This is a genomic window from uncultured Tateyamaria sp. (assembly GCF_947487805.1).
Lineage (GTDB): Bacteria > Pseudomonadota > Alphaproteobacteria > Rhodobacterales > Rhodobacteraceae > Tateyamaria.
Window position 1 is genome coordinate 242,108 of record NZ_CANKXW010000005.1, and the last position, 19,774, is coordinate 261,881.

Annotated in this window: 20 protein-coding genes; 11 read left to right on the plus strand and 9 right to left on the minus strand. The window is 64.9% G+C overall.

Annotation, left to right across the window (positions count from 1 at the left end; genetic code table 11):
* Positions 1-45: 45 nt before the first annotated feature.
* A complete protein-coding gene (locus Q0949_RS14135; protein WP_299373428.1) occupies positions 46-2,025 on the minus strand; it encodes a hypothetical protein in 1,980 nt (659 codons plus the stop codon).
* A gap of 159 nt (positions 2,026-2,184) precedes the next feature.
* On the opposite strand from Q0949_RS14135, the gene Q0949_RS14140 reads away from it, so the two are divergent.
* The gene (locus tag Q0949_RS14140) at positions 2,185-2,904 is read left to right on the plus strand and encodes a thiamine diphosphokinase (RefSeq protein ID WP_299373431.1); all 720 of its coding nucleotides are present in this window, start codon (positions 2,185-2,187) and stop codon (positions 2,902-2,904) included.
* Here Q0949_RS14140 and Q0949_RS14145 read toward each other — a convergent pair.
* The 3 genes from Q0949_RS14145 to Q0949_RS14155 form a co-directional block, all read right to left on the minus strand.
* Positions 2,822-3,739, minus strand: coding sequence for a DMT family transporter (locus Q0949_RS14145; RefSeq protein ID WP_299373434.1), 918 nt, complete (start codon positions 3,737-3,739; stop codon positions 2,822-2,824). The two genes, Q0949_RS14140 and Q0949_RS14145, sit on opposite strands and share 83 nt — an antisense overlap.
* 149 nt (positions 3,740-3,888) lie before the next feature.
* Entirely contained in the window at positions 3,889-5,262 is a 1,374-nt protein-coding gene (locus Q0949_RS14150; RefSeq protein WP_299373437.1) for an L-serine ammonia-lyase, read from the minus strand.
* A gap of 1 nt (position 5,263) precedes the next feature.
* Positions 5,264-5,986 carry a glutathione S-transferase family protein gene (locus Q0949_RS14155; protein ID WP_366524036.1) on the minus strand — a complete coding sequence of 241 codons (723 nt, stop codon included), beginning with the start codon at positions 5,984-5,986 and terminating at the stop codon, positions 5,264-5,266.
* Between the two features lie 116 nt (positions 5,987-6,102).
* Here Q0949_RS14155 and Q0949_RS14160 point away from each other — a divergent pair, with 116 nt between their 5' ends.
* The 7 genes from Q0949_RS14160 to Q0949_RS14190 all read left to right on the plus strand — a co-directional run bounded on the left by Q0949_RS14160 (position 6,103) and on the right by Q0949_RS14190 (position 13,013).
* Positions 6,103-6,690: an EF-hand domain-containing protein gene (locus tag Q0949_RS14160; RefSeq protein WP_299373440.1), complete on the plus strand. Its 588-nt coding sequence runs from the start codon at positions 6,103-6,105 to the stop codon at positions 6,688-6,690.
* A 102-nt stretch (positions 6,691-6,792) separates the two neighbouring features.
* Complete coding sequence (gene rpiA, locus Q0949_RS14165; protein ID WP_299373443.1) at positions 6,793-7,581, plus strand: ribose-5-phosphate isomerase RpiA; 789 nt, start codon at positions 6,793-6,795, stop codon at positions 7,579-7,581.
* An 11-nt stretch (positions 7,582-7,592) separates the two neighbouring features.
* On the plus strand, positions 7,593-9,053 hold the full coding sequence (locus Q0949_RS14170; RefSeq protein WP_299373446.1) for an FAD-dependent oxidoreductase: 1,461 nt from the start codon (positions 7,593-7,595) through the stop codon (positions 9,051-9,053).
* Between the two features lie 74 nt (positions 9,054-9,127).
* Positions 9,128-10,294 carry an FtsH protease activity modulator HflK gene (gene hflK / locus Q0949_RS14175; RefSeq protein ID WP_299373449.1) on the plus strand — a complete coding sequence of 389 codons (1,167 nt, stop codon included), beginning with the start codon at positions 9,128-9,130 and terminating at the stop codon, positions 10,292-10,294.
* Positions 10,294-11,181 carry a protease modulator HflC gene (gene hflC / locus Q0949_RS14180; RefSeq protein ID WP_299373452.1) on the plus strand — a complete coding sequence of 296 codons (888 nt, stop codon included), beginning with the start codon at positions 10,294-10,296 and terminating at the stop codon, positions 11,179-11,181. The genes hflK and hflC overlap by 1 nt, the downstream gene beginning before the upstream one ends.
* 3 nt (positions 11,182-11,184) lie before the next feature.
* Positions 11,185-11,379, plus strand: a complete 195-nt coding sequence (locus Q0949_RS14185; RefSeq protein ID WP_299373459.1) for a DUF2065 domain-containing protein — start codon at positions 11,185-11,187, stop codon at positions 11,377-11,379.
* A 161-nt stretch (positions 11,380-11,540) separates the two neighbouring features.
* Positions 11,541-13,013 carry a Do family serine endopeptidase gene (locus Q0949_RS14190; RefSeq protein ID WP_299373462.1) on the plus strand — a complete coding sequence of 491 codons (1,473 nt, stop codon included), beginning with the start codon at positions 11,541-11,543 and terminating at the stop codon, positions 13,011-13,013.
* 72 nt (positions 13,014-13,085) lie between these two features.
* On the opposite strand, the gene Q0949_RS14195 is transcribed toward Q0949_RS14190, so the two are convergent.
* Together Q0949_RS14195 and Q0949_RS14200 are read right to left on the minus strand one after the other, a co-directional pair.
* Positions 13,086-13,625 (minus strand): peptidoglycan-binding domain-containing protein, encoded by a 540-nt coding sequence (locus Q0949_RS14195; RefSeq protein WP_299373465.1) that lies wholly within the window; start codon positions 13,623-13,625, stop codon positions 13,086-13,088.
* Positions 13,626-13,687: 62 nt separating this feature from the next.
* Entirely contained in the window at positions 13,688-14,116 is a 429-nt protein-coding gene (locus Q0949_RS14200; protein WP_299373469.1) for an OB-fold nucleic acid binding domain-containing protein, read from the minus strand.
* Between the two features lie 126 nt (positions 14,117-14,242).
* On the opposite strand from Q0949_RS14200, the gene Q0949_RS14205 reads away from it, so the two are divergent.
* Positions 14,243-14,566, plus strand: coding sequence for a 2Fe-2S iron-sulfur cluster-binding protein (locus Q0949_RS14205; RefSeq protein ID WP_299373472.1), 324 nt, complete (start codon positions 14,243-14,245; stop codon positions 14,564-14,566).
* The gene (locus Q0949_RS14210) at positions 14,566-15,399 is read left to right on the plus strand and encodes a VCBS repeat-containing protein (protein ID WP_299373475.1); all 834 of its coding nucleotides are present in this window, start codon (positions 14,566-14,568) and stop codon (positions 15,397-15,399) included. Before Q0949_RS14205 ends, Q0949_RS14210 begins: the two co-directional genes overlap by 1 nt.
* A gap of 10 nt (positions 15,400-15,409) precedes the next feature.
* Here the strand turns inward: Q0949_RS14210 and purD are convergent, their stop codons facing one another.
* Positions 15,410-16,678, minus strand: a complete 1,269-nt coding sequence (gene purD / locus Q0949_RS14215) for a phosphoribosylamine--glycine ligase (protein WP_299373478.1) — start codon at positions 16,676-16,678, stop codon at positions 15,410-15,412.
* A 69-nt stretch (positions 16,679-16,747) separates the two neighbouring features.
* On the opposite strand from purD, the gene xseA reads away from it, so the two are divergent.
* Positions 16,748-18,301 (plus strand): exodeoxyribonuclease VII large subunit, encoded by a 1,554-nt coding sequence (xseA, locus tag Q0949_RS14220; RefSeq protein ID WP_299373481.1) that lies wholly within the window; start codon positions 16,748-16,750, stop codon positions 18,299-18,301.
* Positions 18,302-18,306: 5 nt separating this feature from the next.
* On the opposite strand, the gene Q0949_RS14225 is transcribed toward xseA, so the two are convergent.
* Together Q0949_RS14225 and Q0949_RS14230 are read right to left on the minus strand one after the other, a co-directional pair.
* Positions 18,307-18,705: a hypothetical protein gene (locus Q0949_RS14225; protein ID WP_299373484.1), complete on the minus strand. Its 399-nt coding sequence runs from the start codon at positions 18,703-18,705 to the stop codon at positions 18,307-18,309.
* A 50-nt stretch (positions 18,706-18,755) separates the two neighbouring features.
* A complete protein-coding gene (locus tag Q0949_RS14230) occupies positions 18,756-19,757 on the minus strand; it encodes an alkane 1-monooxygenase (RefSeq protein ID WP_299373486.1) in 1,002 nt (333 codons plus the stop codon).
* Positions 19,758-19,774: the final 17 nt, after the last annotated feature.

The following is a 19,774-nucleotide window of genomic DNA, read 5'->3' on the forward strand; positions in this document are numbered from 1 at the left end:
CGGTCCCGATCTGGGCCGCCCCTTCTCAATGTCTGCTTTCCGGACTTAGCCCGTGGCACGCTGGTCCGGGCGGTAGCCGATGTCGCCGGTCACGGCAAAACGGCCACCCTTGATCTTTTCGATCTTGCCCGCGCGCAGCAGCTGACCAAAGGACCGCAGCCCGTCTTCGCGGCTGAACTCGCCTTGCTCCACCTGACGCACCTTGGTCATCAGTTGCGGACGCGAGAACTGGTCCCGGCCTTCGACAAAGCTGAGATAGCTGGCCGCAGCCTCGAGCAGGGCCGGCAGGTCGTTGGCACCCATGTCAGAGGCATAGTCGGCAAAGCTTGCCGCATCTTCGGGTGATTTGACCACATCTGCCTGCGCGGCAACACGGCGTGGACGCACTGGGCCCTTGGGCGCGCTATCCACATCGACGCGCTGCTCGGCCACCAGCTTCAACGGCGCGGGGCGCTTGCCATCGGGGCGCTCGGCACGGGCGCCACGGGCCGCAGGGCGGCGCGGCTGCACAACCGAGGCCAGATCCGACCGGAAGGCACCTTCGTCTTCGACGCTGTCCGCACCGATCCCGGCATCCGCCTTCTTGGCCATCACGGCGGCCTTGAGATGCGCAAACGCATTGCGACGGCTGGAGCCTTCGGGCTCTTCCATCTGATTGTCGGCCTCGGCCATCAGGCGGGACACGTCGTCGTCCCCCACATGCGGCGCAGGTTCGACGGGTGTTTCGGCTGTCTCGGCTTCGGCATCGGTTTCGGCCAACTCGGCCTCCACATCTGCCAGTTCCGCCATCAGCTCCGCCTCGTCCTCGTCCGAGAGCGTGGTCTCGTCTTCGTCATCCGCCTCGTCCGCGATCTCTTCCAGTGCACCGCTTGCGATGGCTGCGTCGATATCGGCGCGCTTGACCTTGAGCACACGCGCACGCGGTGTCGCGGGCGCAGGCGCTTCATCCGCATCGAACAGGTTTTCGCCCGCGTCTTCGTCCGAACCCTCATCGGTATCGGCCGCCATCAACGCGGCCAGCGTGTCCAGCCCCAGATCATCTTCCTCATTGGATGCGGCTTCTTCGACGGCATCCTCTTGGGTGGTGTCTTTTTCGGGGGCGGTCACCACCGCAGCGGTATCGCTTGCGTCCGTGTCAAAGCGGGCAAGAATCGCGGCAATGTCGTCTTCGTCCTCGGTCGTGTCCTCTTCGGCAGCGGCCTGTGTTTCGACATCCTGGCTTTCGGCCACAGCGCGGGCGGCGTCGCCGATCACATCGGACGCGTCCTGTTCGTCCTCGTCCTGCGCGTCGGCCACATCCGCGATGTCGCTTTGCGGGGCAAAGTCCTCGGCATGCTCGTCCTCGAACATTTCGCCCTCTTCGGCGTCGTCCTGACTTTGTGACACGACGGCGCGGATGCGTTGCAGCTTGGCTGCAATGCTGTTTTCCGGGGCGTCGTCCACGTCGGTGGCGGCCGCACTCGGTCCGGCGATGTCCTCGTCTTCATCCTCGGCCTCGGCAAAGAATGCGGCGGCCTCCTCGGGCAGCTCGGCGGCCGGGTGCGACATTTCTTCCGTCTCGGCTTCGACAGGCTCCGCGTCATCTGCGGCCTCGGCCACTTCGACTTCGGCTGCTTCGACCGCCTCGTCTTCTGCGTCTGCGACAATGTCCACAGCGGCGTCTGCCATTTCGTCTGCGACCGGGGTTTCGTCGATGGCGGGCGCTTCTGCACTCTGGTCGTCTGCGTGCGTATTGTCATCCATTACAGCAGGGGCCGCGATCGCGGCGGCGGCCACGGCAGGGGCTGCGGCATCACCCGCACTCAAGACGATGCGTCCTTCCTGCTCGCGCGCCTCGACGCGGCGCGAAATTTCGCGTTCGGCAATGCGCGCCAGCATTTCCGCATCCGGTTGCGGCGGTTCGGCTCCGAAATACCTGTCATCGGCGGCCAGATCGCGGAAATACTCCGCAATGGCCTTCATGGTGCCAAAACTGTCGTCAAATCCTTCCAACGTGCAGGAAAACGTGCCGTAGGAAACTGTCAAAATTTTATTGTTACTCATCATCGGATGCTCGTCCTCTGCCAGTCTGCGGAGGTTTCTATAAGTGGCAATGCCGGACCAAAGCGGCCCGAATCTGTGCCCGGCAGCGTATCATTTCAGGGCGACATTGTGATCTGTTTCCGAAAATTGCATTAAAAGAGGATGAGCGCGCGCATTGTTCACAGTTTGGAGCCTGTCACCCTTGTCGGGGGTGGAGAGGCGGATTTGGACGACTTGCGCGCGGCCCTGTCTCTCGCGCCGACATGTGTGGCGGCGGACGGGGGGGCGGCGCTGGCCGTGGCGGGCGACGTGGAGCTGGCCGCAGTGATCGGGGATTTTGATTCCCTGGCGCCGGGTGTCGCGGCGCAGATCCCGCAGGACCGGCAGTGGCACGTGGCCGAACAGGACAGCACGGATTTTGACAAGGCGCTGCGCCACATCGCGGCCCCGGTGGTCGTGGCCGTGGGATTTACCGGTGCGCGTCTTGATCATCAGCTTGCCGCCCTGCACACGTTGGCCTTTCATCCGGACCGGCCCTGCATCCTGTTGGGGCGGGACGAGATCACGTTGCTGTGCCCGCCGATCCTGTCGGTGCCCTGTGCGGCGGGTGATGTGGTGTCGGTCTTTCCCATGGGGAAGGTGTCGGGGCGGTCGGAGGGCCTCGAGTGGCCCATCAATGGGCTGGCCTTTGATCCAATGGCCAAGATTGGCACGTCCAATCGTGCGCTGGGTCCGGTGACGTTGGAGATGGATGCGCCGGGCGCCCTGGTGATCCTGCCGCGCCGGCTGCTGGGGGCGGTTACGCGGGCGCTGGCGTCTGCGCGCCCATCCGCGCGATGGACCGCTCGCGCAGCACGATATAAAGACCAGCCGCAATCGTGATGCAGATGCCCGCGCTGGCCATGCCGTTGGGCAGATCGAGAAACACGATGTAGCCGATCACCGTGGCCACCGGGATCTCGAGATATTGCATCGGTGCGAGCGTGGCAGACGGGGCGTAACGCAGCGACCACGTCATGAGCAGATGTGCCAGCGTGCCGAGAACGCCAATGGCGGCGAGCAGGGTCCATTCCTGCGGCGAGGGCGTGATCAGTGACAGGGGCGCGATGCCTGCGTTTTGCGTGATCAGCAGAAGCGGGCCCATGATCACCACCGCCATCACGCCGCTGACTGCTTGCAGGCCGATGGGGTCGGTATGTTTGGCGATCTGGCGCGTGACCAACATGAAGACCGAGAAGTTGACGGCTACGAGCAGCGGTAGAAGTGCGGGCCAGCCGACCTCGGCAAAGCTGGGCTGGACCACCATCAGCGTGCCTATGAACCCCACGAGGCAGGCCAGCAGGCGACGGCTGCCGACCTCTTCGTTAAGGACGTATTTGCCCAGCAGCAGCATCATAAAGGGCATGACAAAGGCGATTGCCACGGCGTCGGCCAGTGGCAGGTATTGCAGGGCGGTAAACATCGCACCGATGCCAATGATGTGGAGCAGGGTGCGCAGGATGGTCAGTTGCAGCACCCGTCCGCGCATCCGCCAAAGCCTGCGGCCCAGCCAGACTATCGGGATCAGGATCAGCGCCTGCACGGCAAAACGGATGAGCAGGAGTTGGCCCAGAGGGACGGATTGGCCAAGCAGTTTTGCGACCGCGTCCCCCATGGGGGCCACGACGCAAAAACCGAGCATGAGAAGAATGCCCAACAGGGGTCTGTCCTGAGCCATTGGCGCAGGTTAGCAGTGGGGTATCAGAACACAACGCGGGATTTGCACCGTACGTGACGCGGTTGCGCGTCATGCGGTCGGGGGGCTGGTCTGTTTCGCGCGATGCGCGAAAGGCGCCCACCCGCCGACCCTGCACATGGGCTGCGGGGTCAGCAGTTGGGTACGTTGACGGCGAGCCCGCCGAGCGAGGTTTCCTTGTATTTTTCACTCATGTCCGCGCCGGTCTGGCGCATGGTTTCGATACAGGCGTCCAGCGGTACGAGGTGGGTGCCATCGCCACGCATGGCGAGGGAGGCGGCGGAGACGGCCTTGATCGCGCCCAGCCCGTTACGTTCGATGCACGGCACCTGCACCAGCCCGCGCACCGGGTCGCAGGTCATGCCGAGATGGTGTTCGAGAGCGATCTCGGCAGCATTTTCGATCTGTTCGGGCGTGCCGCCCATCACGGCGCAGAGGCCAGCAGCAGCCATGGCGGCGGCGGAGCCCACTTCGGCCTGGCAGCCCGCTTCAGCGCCGGAGATGGAGGCGTTGTATTTCACCAGCCCGCCGATGGCGGCGGCAGTGAGCAGGAAGTCTTCGACATGGGTCTCGGACGCGCCGGGCACATGGTCGAGGTAATAGCGCAAGGTGGCGGGCAGCACGCCCGCAGCACCGTTTGTCGGCGCGGTGACCACCTGACCACCGGCGGCGTTTTCCTCGTTCACCGCCATGGCATAGACGCTCATCCAGTCATTGATCGTGTGCGGCGCGGTCAGGTTCATGCCGCGTTCTTCCAGCAGCTTGTCGTGGATTCCCTTGGCGCGGCGTTTGACGTTCAGGCCACCGGGCAGGATGCCATCCGTGGTCAGGCCTCGGGTGATGCAGTCATTCATCACCTGCCAGAGCCGCTTGCTCCCCGATTTCAGACTGTCGGCTCCGCCGCGCGATTCCTCGTTGCTGCGTTTCATCTGGGCGATGGACTTGCCCGAGGCCTGCGCCATCTCGAGCATCTCGGCGGCGGATTTGAACGGGTAGGGCACGGGCGCGCCTTCGTCGGTGGCCTTGCCCGCGGCCAGTTCCTCTTCGGTCATGACGAACCCACCGCCGATGGAATAGAACACCTGCCGCAGCGTGACGTCGCCCTGGGCGTCCGTGGCCATCAGGATCATGCCGTTGGCGTGTCCGCCCAGCACGGTGTCATAGTCAAAGGCGAGGTCCTGCGCGGGATCAAAGCGCAGCGGGGGCAGCCCGTCGGGGTGCAGCAGGTGTGTTTTGGACAGCTCGGCCAGGGTCGCCTCGGCCTTGTCGTGGTCGTAGGTGTCTGGCACGAAACCTGCGAGGCCCAGAATGGTGGCGCGGTCGGTGGCGTGGCCTACGCCGGTAAAGGCGAGGCTGCCATGCAGGGACGCGCGCAGACCGGCAAACTGGAAGGGCGAGGCGCGCATCATCTCGAGGAAACGCGCGGCGGCCACCATGGGGCCCATGGTGTGCGACGAGGATGGGCCGATGCCCACCTTGAACATGTCGAAGACTGACAGAAACATATTAGAGTGCGGATCCTTCGGGCGGGTTGGGAAGTGTCGCTTGACTGAACGGATGTGGGCCCAAACCTTCGGCCTTTGCAACCGTCCTGGTGGCTGGGCGTGCATCCAATCTGCGGACGAGGGTCTGCAAATGCGGGTAGGTGTCGAGGGTCAACCACCCCGCCCGGTCCGCAGGGTAGATCGTGCACCAGCGGACCAGCGCCGCAGCGTAACACTCAAGGATGCTCGGCATGTCATCCGCAGAGCGGGCACAGGTGCCCAAATAGGCGTCGAGCAGGGCAAGACCGCCTGGCACGGACATGTCCGTCGCATGTGGCGTCAGCAGCTTGGTGCGTAGTGCGTCCTGGGCCGCGGGGTCGTCGCCTACATATTTCCACGGATAGAACACCATCCGCATCTGGGCGTGCAGGGTGTTGGACACGAAAAACAGCGTGCGCAGGAAAGGGCCGCGCGCCGGGCTGTCCGGCGCGGGTGCCATGCGGCCATGGGTATCTGCCAGCCACAGCAGGATTGCCGCTGTCTCGAACAGGACGCCGTCCCCGGTTTCCAGCGCAGGGATGAGGCCCGTCGGGTTCACGGCCCGGTAGGCCGGTTGCTCCTGCGCCTTTGCGGCACGGTCGACCAGTGCCACGGTATAGGGCAGGCCCAATTCCTCGAGCACGAGGCGCACGATCAGCGATGCATTGTCCGGGGCGTAGTGCAATCTGTACGTCATGTCCGGCATGTACCGCGCCTGCGCCGCGCAACCACGTCTCAAAACGACCAATTCCATCGGCTTTGGCCGCGGATTAACGGATGATTCACCAACTTGACGTTGGATGCGGGCCAGGAGGAAGTCCCATGCGCTGGATTCTGGTTCTATTGTCGCTCGCCGCCTGCGTGATGCCGTGGCGCTACGCCCTGGCCCAGGAGGTGTCGGGCCAGGCGGTGATCGATGCACTGACGGCGCGCACGCCGGGCACCACGCTCAACCGGTTGCGCGCCCGTCCCGACGCCTTTGTCGAAGAGGCCGCGGGCCTGATCCTCGGCTATGGCGGGCCGGACGGGTTGTCGGCGCAGGATATCGAGACCGCCATCGCCGCGGAACGCGCGCGGCTGCGGGCCCGCGAAATGCGCCGCCTGCTCGAGGCGGACCTGAACGATGATCTGGCGGTGACGCGCGCCGAAATGGCGGTGATCTTGCGCGCGGCGTCGGCCACAATGCGGGGGCGTCTGCTGGTGTGGCACCGGGCGGCGGACCGCGACGGGGACGGCACCGCATCTTGGCAGGAACTGCGCCAATTTGCGGCACTCCGGGCGAATGTCGGGCTGAACGACCAGACCGCGGCGTCGATGCGGGCAATGATGACCTTTGATCTCGACGGCGATGGCCGCGTGGCACTCGACGAGGTGCTGGATGCGGTCAGCATGCTGGGCGCACCCGCCTGACGACGCGCAATTCCCCGACCGGACACGGCAAATTGCGCCCTTGGGGGTCGCAACGCCAGCCACACGGGCGTATAAGCCCCGCAGCACGTGGGGAGTCGCAGCATGACCGGAGAATTGTCACCCATCGACAAGGCAAAATATGTCGCGGCCAAGCGGGCCGCCGACTATGTCGAGGATGGCATGCGCGTGGGCCTTGGCACCGGATCGACCGCAGCCTGGCTGGTGCGCTGTCTGGGCGAACAGGTCCGCGAGGACGGGCTGCGCTTCAAGGGAGTGCCGACATCGACTCGCACCGCCGATCTGGCCCGTGAGGTCGGGATCGACGTGATCAGCCTCGACGAGGCCAAATGGCTCGACATCACCATCGACGGCGCGGACGAGTTTGACGGCAACCTCAACCTGATCAAGGGCGGCGGCGGCGCACTGCTGCAGGAAAAGATCGTGGCGACCGCCTCCGATCAAATGGTGGTGATCGCCGACATCGGCAAAGAGGTCGAGCATCTGGGGTCTTTTCCCCTGCCCATCGAACTCATCCCCTTTGGCTGGCAGACAACGCAGGCGCTGGTCGAGGAAACCCTTATTTCCATGGATGTTCTGGGCCGCCAGTCCAGCTTGCGCATGAACGGCGACCGCCCCTTTGTCACGGACGAGGGCAACTATATCCTGGACCTGCACCTGCAACGGATCGGCAACCCGCGCCAGCTGAGCCTGGTGATCAACCAGATGCCGGGCGTGGTTGAAAACGGCCTGTTTATCGATATCTGTGACGCTGTCGTGATCGGCTATGGCGATGGGCGTGTCGAGGTGCGGGATATCAACGAAGGAACGGTGGAACACGAGCGGTTGGACTTTCTGGAAAGCGACAACCTCTTCACCGAACTGGCAGACTGAGGACGGCCAAAATGGCAGACTATGACTATGACCTGTTTGTAATCGGCGGCGGGTCGGGCGGCGTGCGTGCCGCGCGCGTTGCGGCATCGGACACGGGCGCCCGCGTGGCGCTCGCCGAAGAGGACCGCTATGGCGGCACCTGCGTGATCCGGGGCTGTGTGCCCAAAAAGCTGATGGTCTTCGCCTCTGAATTTTCCCACATGCCCGAGATGGCGCGCGGTTATGGCTGGCAGATCAACGACGGCACGTTTGATTGGCCCACCTTTCGCGGACATCTGAACACCGAACTGGACCGGCTCGAGGGGATCTACCGGTCGCTGCTCAAGAATTCGGGCGTCGATACGTTCGACGCGCGCGCCCGCCTGCGCGATGCCCACACGGTCGAGATGTCGAACGGCGAAACCCGCACAGCCAAGACCATCCTGATCGCCACTGGCGGCCACCCCGTGCGGCCCGACATGCCCAATGCGGGCCTCGGCATCGTCAGCGACGACATCTTCCATCTGCAAACCCTGCCGAAATCGATCCTGATTGTCGGCGGCGGCTATATTGCCTGCGAATTCGCCTGCATCTTCAACGGCCTCGGGGTGGAGGTGACGCAATACTATCGTGGAGCCCAGATCCTGCGCGGCTTTGACGACGAGGCGCGCGGCCTGATCGCGGAATCGATGCGTGAACAGGGCATCGACCTCAAGACCGGCACCAATATCGTCGAAATGGCCCCCGCCAGCGCCGAACGCCTGGGCGCTACCGGCACCGCGTCGGACGCGGCGATGGGTGCCACAGCGGAACAATCCGCTGCCCTCGTGCAGGAAGACGAAGATGCCAAGGGGCCCGTCTGGGTCAAACCGACATCCGGCGAACCACGCGAGTTCGACCTCGTGCTTTTTGCCACGGGCCGCGATCCCAACAGCCGCGATCTGGGCCTCGAGGATCTGGGCATCGAGATCGGCCGCCGGGGCGAGATCGTGGTGGACGAATACTCCAAAACGGCCCTGGACAGCGTCTATGCCATCGGCGACGTGACCAACCGTGTGAACCTGACGCCCGTCGCCATCCGAGAAGGCATGGCCTTTGTCGAAACCGCGTTCAAGGACAATCCCACCGCCGTCGATCACGAGCTGATCCCCTCGGCGATCTTTACCCAACCCGAAATGGGCACCATCGGCCTGAGCGAAGAAGCCGCGCGCGAAAAGGAGGAGGTCGAGATCTACTGCACCTCCTTCCGCCCCATGAAATCGGCCTTTGCCGGTCAAAGCAGCCGCGTGCTGATGAAACTGGTGGTCAGCAAGGCCACCCGCGTCGTACTGGGTTGTCACATCGTCGCACCGGATGCGGGCGAGATGATCCAACTGGCGGGCATCGCGATCAAGATGGGCGCTACCAAAGAAGATTTCGACCGGACGGTTGCCGTGCACCCGACCATGTCGGAAGAAATTGTAACCATGAAGACGCCCATGCGTACTGCTTGAATTTCCGATAAAAAATCACAGGTAATGGGCCAAGGCGTGGCAACGGCTGCGCGACAAGAGGAGACATACACCATATGGCTGGCAATACAGGCGGCCCCTGGGGGGGTGGCGGAAATTCTGGTGGCGACGGTGGGCGCGGCAACGGCCCGCGTGACCCTGATCGTGGCAATGGCGGGCGACGTCCCGGCGACGACGGTCCGCAGATCCCCGAAATCGACGAACTGGTCAAAAAGGGCCAGGAACAACTGCGCGTCCTGATGGGCGGTCGCGGCGGTGGTAACACCGGTGGTGGTCGTGGATCCGGCGGTGGCGGTGGTCCGTTCCTGACACGCGGCACGGCGCTTCTGGGTATCGCGGCGGCGGTGGGCCTATGGCTCTTTTCGTCCTTCTACACGGTCCGTCCCGAGGAACGCTCGGTCGAGCTGTTTCTGGGCGAGTTCAACAGCATCGGCGAGCCGGGCCTGAACTTTGCGCCGTGGCCTGTCATCACCGCAGAGGTGATCCCGGTCACCACCGAACGCACCGAGGAAATCGGGGTAGGCCGTGGAGGGTCCGAAGCGGGTCTGATGCTGACTGGCGATGAAAACATCGTCGACATCGATTTTCAGGTTCAGTGGAACATCAACGATCCTGCCAAATTCCTGTTCAATCTACGCGACCCGCGCCCCACGATCCGCGCCGTATCTGAATCGGCCATGCGCGAAATCATCGCCCAGTCCGATCTGGCTCCGATCCTGAACCGCGACCGTGGTGTGATCGGCGACCGTTTGCAGGATCTGATCCAGTCGACGCTCGACAGCTATGACAGCGGCGTCAACGTGATCCGCGTCAACTTCGACAAGGCCGACCCGCCGGTCGAGGTTATCGATGCTTTCCGTGACGTTCAGGCCGCCGAACAGGAACGCGACCGCCTGCAAAACGTGGCCGATGCCTATGCTAACCGCGTACTCGCCGAAGCGCGTGGTCAATCTGCACAGCTTCTGGAAGAGGCCGAAGGCTATCGCGCCCAGCAGGTCAACCAGGCCGAAGGTGAGGCATCGCGGTTTTCTGCCGTCCTCGAAGAATACAGCAAGGCACCCGATGTGACTCGCAAGCGCCTGTATCTTGAAACTATGGAGAAGGTGCTTGGCCAGATGGACAAGATCATTCTGGACGAATCCACTTCCGGCGGCGGGGGGCAGGGTGTCGTGCCCTACCTGCCGCTTAACGAATTGCGTCGCAGCACGGGAGGGACAAACTGATGTCTCGCACGACCTATCTCTTGCCGATTATTGTAATCCTCGCAGCCGTGGGCCTGTCGTCTATCTTTATCGTGGACGAACGTGAAAAGGCGCTGGTGCTGCAATTCGGGCGCGTCGTCGCGGTCAAGGAAGATCCCGGACTGGCGTTCAAGATACCGCTTATCCAGGAAGTCGTCCGCTATGATGACCGTATCCTGAGCCGTGATATCGACCCTCTGGAAGTTACACCTCTGGACGACCGCCGCCTCGTCGTGGACGCTTTTGCGCGGTATCGCATTGTCGATGTTAACCAGTTCCGTCAGGCTGTTGGCTCGGGTGGCATTGCATTCGCCGAAGACAGGCTGGACTCGATCCTGCGTTCTGAAACGCGCGAAGTGCTGGGTTCAGTGTCCTCCAATGACATCCTTAGTTCGGATCGGGCGGCGCTTATGCTGCGCATCCGCAATTCGTCCATCCCGCAGGCGCGCGCGCTGGGCGTCGAAATCATCGACGTCCGCCTGAAGCGCACCGATCTGCCGGCTGAAAACCTCGACGCGACCTTTGAGCGGATGCGCGCCGAACGTGAACGCGAGGCGACGGACGAGCGCGCCCGTGGTAACGAAGCCGCGCAGCGTGTCCGTGCGCAGGCCGACCGTACCGTGGTCGAACTGGTATCCGACAGCGAACGGCAGGCTGAAATCATTCGTGGTGAAGCCGATGCCCGCCGCAACGCGATTTTTGCCGAAGCCTTCGGCGCGGACCCGGAATTCTTTGAATTCTACCGGTCGCTCACCGCTTATGAACGCGCGCTGCAAGGCGACAATTCGACCATGGTGATGTCGCCGGACAGCGAGTTCTTCAACTACCTGCGCTCCGATCAGGGCACGCGCAGCGCAGAAGGAGACTGATCCATGGCGTGGGTCCTGTTGGCCCTCGGATTGGTGATGGTTGTGGAGGGGCTGGCCTATGTGCTGGCCCCTTCGCTTATCGAACGTGTGCTCGAAGTGCTGCGCAGCATGCCCGAGGCCGTGCGCCGCCAGTTTGGCGCGCTGGTGCTGGTGTCAGGCCTGATTTGCCTGTGGCTGGCCTTCTTCATTGGCCTCTGATCGCGCCCTGTTCACGGAATGGTAACGCGGTGTTGAAAGCTGCGTGCGGAAAACCATCTTTAATGTTGCAAGGATGCAACCCTACATGCACGCTGTGCGCAATCGCGCATGAGTGTGTGCAAAATGGCCGGAATGGCCAAAGACGATCCAGGAGAGACCTGATGCAGCGACAGGCAATTGCCCTTTCGAGACAGATTTCAGATGTGAATGCGATCCGCGCCCTGATGATGGGCGCGCTGGCGCTGGCCTTTGTGCTGGTGCAAACCCTGATGGCCAATGCGCGACCCGAAAGCCTCGCGCCCCTCGCCGAACAGATCAGCCCGTCGGTGGTGAATATCACTACCTCCACCGTTGTCGAAGGCCGGACCGGCCCGCAGGGCATTGTGCCCGAAGGCTCCCCCTTCGAAGACTTTTTCCGTGAATTCCAGGACCGCAACGGCCAGGGCGACCGCCCCCGCCGGTCCTCGGCGCTGGGCTCCGGCTTTGTGATTTCCGAGGACGGGTTCATCGTCACCAACAACCACGTGATCGAGGGTGCCGACGAGATCCTGATCGAATTCTTCAACGGTGACGAATTGCAGGCCGAACTGATCGGCACCGATCCCAACACCGACATCGCCCTGCTCAAGGTCGAAGCGGACGGCCCCCTGCCGCACGTGCCCTTTGGCAACAGCGACGAGGCCCGTGTGGGCGACTGGGTGGTGGCGATGGGCAACCCGCTGGGGCAGGGGTTCTCTGTCTCTGCAGGCATCGTATCGGCCCGCAACCGCGCGTTGTCGGGTACCTATGACGACTACATCCAGACCGACGCTGCCATTAACCGCGGCAACTCCGGCGGCCCGCTGTTCAACATGGACGGCGAGGTGATCGGCGTGAACACCGCGATCCTGTCGCCCAATGGCGGCTCGATCGGCATCGGCTTTTCCATGGCCTCCAACGTGGTCACCCGCGTGGTCGACCAGTTGCAGGAATTCGGCGAAACCCGCCGCGGCTGGCTGGGTGTGCGTATCCAGGACGTGACCGATGATATCGCAGAGGCCATCGGCCTCGAAGAGGTCGCAGGCGCGCTGGTGACATCCGTGCCCGACGGCCCGGCCAAGGACGCAGGCATGCAGGACGGCGACGTCATCCTCAGCTTTGCCGGCGTGGACGTGGCCGACACCCGTGGCCTCGTGCGCCAGGTGGGCAACAGCCCTGTGGGCGAGACGGTGCGCGTCGTGGTGTTCCGCGATGGTGATACGGTGACCCTGCGCGTGACGCTGGGCCGCCGCGAAGAGGCCGAAGGTGCGGTGCCTGCCGCCGCACCCGCGCCCGACACACCGGACGAGCCGGAGACAAAGGATGTGCTGGGCCTGACCCTCAGCAGCCTCACGGACGAGCTGCGCGAGCAGTTGGGCGTGGCGCAGGACCAACAGGGCCTCGCCGTGGTGTCGGTCGATGAGACGACCGAAGCCTATGAAAAAGGCCTGCGCGCCGGTGACGTGATCACCGAGGCGGGCCAGCAAAAGGTCACCACGATCTCGGATTTCGAAACCCGGTTGGGCGAAGTGAAAGAGGCCGGGCGCAAGTCGCTGCTGCTTCTGGTGCGCCGCGCCGGTGATCCGCGTTTCGTGGCGCTCAGCCTGGGCGAGTAAACCACGGTCTGACAGGAACAAAGGGCGCCTTTCGGGGCGCCCTTTTTCGTTCCTACCAGCGTGACGCCGCGGTCAGAGTGTCGCGGCAGGTGCCTGCGGCACCGCGACCAGCCCCAGCTTGCGGGCGGCGGCGATGGACAGGGTGCTGCTGTTGATGCCTTCGGCGGCCTGATAGCGGCGTACGGCCGCGCGGGTGCGCGGATCCAGCGCGCCGGTGATCGGGCCGGAATAGTGCCCGCGCGCCTCAAGCGCGCGCTGGACCGAGGACAGGAAGTCTGGGGTGAGGGCGTCGGCGCAGATCACCTCGTACCAGTTCTCGCGCCGCGGCTCGATCACCTGTTGCTGATCTTCGCTCTTGTAGATCGGGGCGGCCTGCACGCGGCCATCGCTGCTGATCTGTGCGGGCTGGAGCAGCACCTTGCGGGTCACGGTCTGGACCACGGCGGGGGTGACCGTCTTGCCCCAGCAGGTGCCGGGCGCCGCGCCGGGCGGGGCCGTGGCCAGCGAAATCGGGTCGATATTGGCGTTGGAGGTGACCACACCGTTGGGGGCACAGCCCGACAGGGCAAGCGCCGCCACAACTGCGGCGGAGGTAAGAATGTGACGTGTCATGCTCGGGCCTCTGACTGGGCTTTTGTGGCATCATAGCCGGGGGCGCCCGATCTGCCTAGTCCTCAGCGGGCGCTGCGGCTGTCCCATGTGTCGGTGCGTGCCTCTGCGGCCACGGCGCGCCCGGTGCCCTGGGCCAGCAGCTGATCCAGCAGGGGCGAGATGTCCTCGATGTCTTCGGCCAGAACATGGGTGACATTGTGGGCCCGCTGCATCCGCCCGGTCACCCGCAACATGCGCCCGGCCACAACGGCGCGGCGAAACCGTTCGTAGATGTGGCGCCAGACAATGATGTTCACGACGCCGGTTTCATCCTCCAGCGTGATGAAGATGACGCCCTTGGCCGTGCCGGGACGCTGGCGCAGGATCACCAGACCGGCCACGGCGACGCGTGCATTCACGGGTGGCGCGCCCAAGTCGCAGGCCCGCAGGCAGGCCGGCGGACGCGGCCAGGCCTGGCGGGGTTTTGCGGTGGGGGCGGTGAGGACCTGCATAAGAACAAAGATAGAACATATGCGATCTGTCGCAAGTGAAAAGCGGCTGTGTCGCAAAAGGGGCTGGCGGGGCGAAAACGGGCCGGGTAGAACCGTGCGAAACCAAGGAACAAGGGGGGCTGAGACATGGCCAAGATCACCTATATCGAACACGGCGGCACAGAACATGTGGTGGACGTGGCGACCGGCCTGACCGTGATGGAAGGCGCGCGCGACAACAACATTCCGGGCATCGAAGCGGACTGTGGCGGGGCCTGCGCCTGTTCGACCTGCCACGTCTATGTGGATGCGGCCTGGGTCGAGAAGCTGCCCGCCAAGGATGACATGGAAACCGATATGCTGGATTTCGCCTACGAGCCGGACGAGACCCGGTCGCGGCTGACCTGCCAGTTGAAAGTGACCGATGCGCTGGACGGTCTGGTCGTGCACATGCCCGAAAAGCAGATCTGATGCCCAAGGGGGCGCCGCGTCTGCTGTTGCGCCGCTGGCGCGGTCAAGCCCGCGGCGCGTTGCACCCTCTGTGCCTGTGGCTGGCGCTGCTGGGCGCGGCCCCGACAGTCGCGCTGGCGCAGGAAGCGTGCACGCCCGGTGACGGGGCTGTGTTGGCGCAGGCCTGTTTTCGGGCCGACCCGCCCCCTGCGCAACGCTATGGCCATGACATTCTGGGCAACACGCCCGAATGGGCCAACCTGACCCTCGATTGGGGCCCGTCCGCCAATCCCGCCTATACCGGCGGCGCGCCTGCGCTGGTCATGCGGCTTGAGGACGGGATTTTCGAGGATGTCGCCCCGCGCGTCATCGCGTTGGACACCGACCCGTTACCCGAAGTTCTTGTGGTCAACAGTGAACGCGGCCGTGGTGCGCGTCTGATGATCCTCGACGTGAACGCCGACGGCATTCGCGCCATCACCGGCCCGTTCATCGGCCAGCAGAACCGCTGGTATGCGCCTCTGGGCGCTGCCGATCTGGACGGGGATGGCACGGTGGAGGTCATGTGGATCGACCGGCCCCATCTGGCCAAGGAACTGCGCATCGCACAGGTGCGCGGCGACACGTTGGTCGAGGTTGCGGCCCTTGCGGGGCTGACCAACCACCGCATCGGCGAGCCGGACATCGCTGGCGGCATCCGCACCTGCAACGGCACGCCCGAAATGATCCTCGCCACCGGCAACTGGAGCGATCTGGTCGCGATCACCTGGGACGGGGACGCTTTTGACCGCACCTATATCGAGCAGGACACAAGCCGCCCCGCCTTTGCCCGCGCGATGACCTGCGCCGAGTGAGCGCGCGCGCCTAGTCGCCCAAGGCGCGCCAGCCGATGTCGCGGCGGCAGAACCCGTCCGCAAAATCAATGCCGTCGATCATCCCGTAGGCCTGCGCCGCCGCCTGCGCCAGCGTGGTGCCGCGCGCGGTCACGTTCAGCACACGGCCCCCAGACGACGTAATCTGTCCATCGCGCAGGCTGGTGCCTGCGTGAAACACCATCTGGCTGCTGGTTTCGGGCAGGGTGTCCAGCCCCTTGATCACGCTGCCTTTTTCATAAGAGCCCGGATAGCCATTGGCGGCCATCACCACCGTGATCGCGTGATCATCGGCCCAGTTGACCTGCGCGTCCCGCAAACGCCCCTCGGCGGCGGCCTGCATCAGGTCCAGCGCCTGCGCACCCAGACGCATCATCAGAACCTGACACTCCGGATCGCCAAAACGCACGTTGTATTCCACCAGACGCGGCGCGCCGTTTTCGATCATCAGCCCGGCATAGAGCACACCCTGATAGGGCATGCCGCGCGCGGCCATCTCGGCCATGGTGGGGCGGATGATCTCGGCCAGCGCGCGTTCGGCAATGGCATCGGTCAACACCGGCGCCGGAGAATAGGCCCCCATGCCGCCCGTGTTGGGGCCGGTGTCGCCTTCGCCCACGCGCTTGTGGTCCTGCGCGGTGCCGATGGGCAGCACATCCGCACCGTCACACAGCACAAAGAACGAGGCCTCTTCGCCCTGCATGAACTCCTCGATCACCACCTCGGCGCCCGCGCCGCCAAAGGCCCCGCCGAACATGTCGTCAATGGCCGCATGGGCGGCCTCAACCGTCTCGGCAATGATCACGCCCTTGCCTGCCGCCAGACCGTCAGCCTTGACCACGATCGGTGCGCCCTGCGCGGTGACATAGGCCTTGGCAGCTGCGGCATCGGTGAAATGGCCATAGGCGGCCGTGGGCGCGCCCGCGGCATCGCAGATCTGCTTGGTAAAGGCCTTGGACGCCTCCAACTGGGCCGCCGCCTGGCTGGGGCCAAAGACCAGAACGCCCGCGTCGCGCAACCGGTCGGCGACGCCTGCGGCCAGCGGCGCCTCCGGGCCGACGATCACGAAATCAATCGCCTCTTCGTCCACGAAAGTCGCCACTGCGGCACCATCCTCGGTGTCCAGCGTTGCGCAATCGGCAATCGCGGCAATGCCCGCATTACCCGGCGCCACGATCAGACGGTCGCATTTGGGGTTCTGCAACACGGCCCAGGCCAACGAATGTTCGCGGCCCCCACCGCCCAAGATCAGGATATTCATGCGCGCTGCTCCTTGGCCTTTGCTGGCTCGCGTTCTAAGCTGAGCGCCAGCCTTGCACAAGGACGCGCTATGGACCTTCTCGACGATCCGATCCCCGGCTCGAACACACCGGAATTCTCCGTTTCCGAGATCGCGGGCAAGGTCAAACGCCTGATCGAGGGCGAACTGGGCTGGGTCCGGATCAAGGGCGAGGTGGGGCGCGTGGTGCTCGCACGCTCCGGGCATCTCTATTTCGACCTCAAGGATGACCGCAACGTGCTGTCCTGCATGACGTGGAAAGGGCAGGTGCCCGAACTTGGCACCATGCCCGAAGAGGGGATGGAAGTCGTGGCCGAAGGGCGCATGACCGCCAGCGGCTTCCAGTCGAAATTCTCGCTCAACGCGCAGCGGATCGCGATTGCGGGCGAGGGGGCGCTGATGGCGCTGCTGGAAAAACGCAAAAAGGCGCTTGCCGCCGAGGGGCTGTTCGACCCGGCGCGCAAGAAACCCCTGCCATACCTGCCCGAGGTGATCGGCGTCGTGACCTCGCCACAGGGCGCGGTGATCCGCGACATCCTGCACCGGCTGCGCGACCGCTTTCCGCGCAAGGTGATGATCTGGCCCGTGGCAGTGCAGGGGGCGGCCTGCGCGCCGCAGGTGGCCCAGGCCATCGCGGGGTTCAACGCGCTGACGCCTGGCGGGGCGATGCCACGGCCCGACCTCATCATCGTCGCCCGTGGCGGCGGCTCGGTCGAGGACCTATGGGGCTTCAACGAAGAGGTGGTGGCCCGCGCGGCAGCCGCCTCGGACATCCCGCTGATCTCGGCGGTGGGCCACGAGACCGACACGACGCTGATCGACTTCGTCTCGGATCAGCGCGCGCCGACACCCACTGCCGCGGCTGAAATCGCGGTGCCCGTACGGCACGAATTGCTGGCCTGGGTCGAACAGGCGGGCGCGCGCATGACGGGCAGCATCAGCGGCGGGTTGCAGCGCCGGTCGCAACGGCTGCGCGATCTGGGCCGGGCGTTGCCGCGCGCCGACGCCCTGCTGGACGGTCCGCGCCAGCGGCTCGACCGGGCGGCGGACCGGCTGGGCCCTGCATTGATGACCGGGGTGCAGGGGCGGCGGGTGCGCCTCTCGGACGTCGCAGGCAGCCTGCGGCCCAGCCTTCTGGGCCGTCAGATGCGCGCGGAACAGCAGCGGGTTCAGGGACTTGGTGCGCGCCTGTCGCCCGCACTGGCGCGTGTGGCGCAGGTCAAGCGTGACGCGTTCACCGCCCGCGCCGCACGGCTGGCCCCCCGCGTGCTGGGCACAGATGCACAGCGCGCGCGCGACAGGCTCGACAGCATCGTGGCCCGGCTGCACCGCGCAGGCACGCAACAGATCGACCGTCTGTCGCAGCGCCTCATCGCCATGGACCGGCTGCGCGAAACGCTGGGCTACAAGGCCACGCTGGCGCGTGGATATGCGGTGGTGCGCGGCGGCACGGGCGACATCGTCACCACCAAGGTACAGGCCGAACAGGCGGGTGCGCTGGACATCGAATTTGCCGACGGTCGCTTCCGTCTGGGCGGCACCGCCACGCCCGCGCGCAAGGGCGGCAAGCCCGCCAAACCGCCGGAACAGGGCTCACTCTTCTAGGGCCGTCACACGCCGACCTTGGGGCCAAGGCACACCATCTCCTCGCCCACGTCCTGCGCCTCATAAAGCGTGGTGGTGGCCGGGTCGTTCTCGAATGTCGCGATCAGACCGCCACCGCTTTTCTCAAAGCTCCAGCATTGCGGATCATCGGGCCGGTCCTCATAGACGAAACAGATGTTGCGCCCCTCGTTGTACCAATACCCGTCCTTGCACTCACCATCCAGAAACGACCACGTCACGCGCCGGTTCTCACGGTATTCCTCCGCTCCGTAGGCCGTGCCGCCACGGCCATAAAACAGCGTCTTCCCCGTGACATAGGCTTCGAATTGGGCGGCGGTCATCGGCTCTGCGGCCAATGGCGTGCCAATCAGGGCGAAAAGGGCAACGGCATATCGCAAATACATGTCCGCACTCTGCCACGCACCGCGCCCATGCACCACCCGCAAGCCCGTGATCAGGCAGCAACCCGCCACTGTGCCACGCGGGGGGCCATCATCCGTTTCCAGACCGGCGGCACCAGCGCGATCACCGCCATCACAGGCAGCGAATGGGGCAGCATCGGCATGGTCTCCGCGTCCAGATCCAGCTGCGGAAAGGCGCGCGCGGGCCGTGTGTGGTGTGCGGAATGGCGCGGCGCGTTCAACATCATGGCCGCCGAACACCAATGCGGCGCGTTCCACGAATGGGCCGGACCCATCGGGTCATAGCCGCCACCGGCTCGTGCGTCGCGTTCCAACCCGTAATGCTGCACGTAATCCGACAGCATCAGCTGGATCTGCGCATAGACCGCGATCCCCACCAGCCCCAGCACGCCTGCGCGCCCAGCCAGCGCATAGGCCACCCCAAGGCTCAACACCGCGCCGCCTGTATAGGCCACATAAGGCGCGGGCCAGCGCACCCCGCCGCGCCGATGGCGTTCGGCCCGCAGGCCTGCGCGGAAACTGCCGATCCACGTGCGCGGCAGATAGGCCCAGAACCCTTCGCCCCTGCGCGCCGTCGCCGGATCCTGCGGTGTCGCGGCATGCACATGGTGCACCAGCCGGTGCGCGCTGGTGTGATGGCCGAAAAGGACGCTGATGTAATTCGCAGCCCCCAACCGGAACGCCCAGCGGTCCGCCCTGTGGATCAGCTCATGCGCGTTGGAGTTCGAGATCTGCCCGAAATAGAGCCCGCATCCCACCACGATCAGCACTTTGTCCAGCACAGCGAGCGGCCCGCCCATGGCCCAGACCGCCGTGCCCAGCAGCACGAAATGCACGACCCCCAACAGCTCGGACAACCTGTGCCCCGCGGCCTCAGGCCTTTGCGACGGGCCGGGCATCCGGTCGGCCAGAAACACCACCACGGTCATCAGGACAATCCCCGCCACGGCCCACACCCCGCCCATGAAACAGGCGGCGAGCAACAGACCGGCAGGCCCCAATGTCGCCACGGCAAAAGGCAGCAGGGCAGGCATCACACAGAATCACTCCG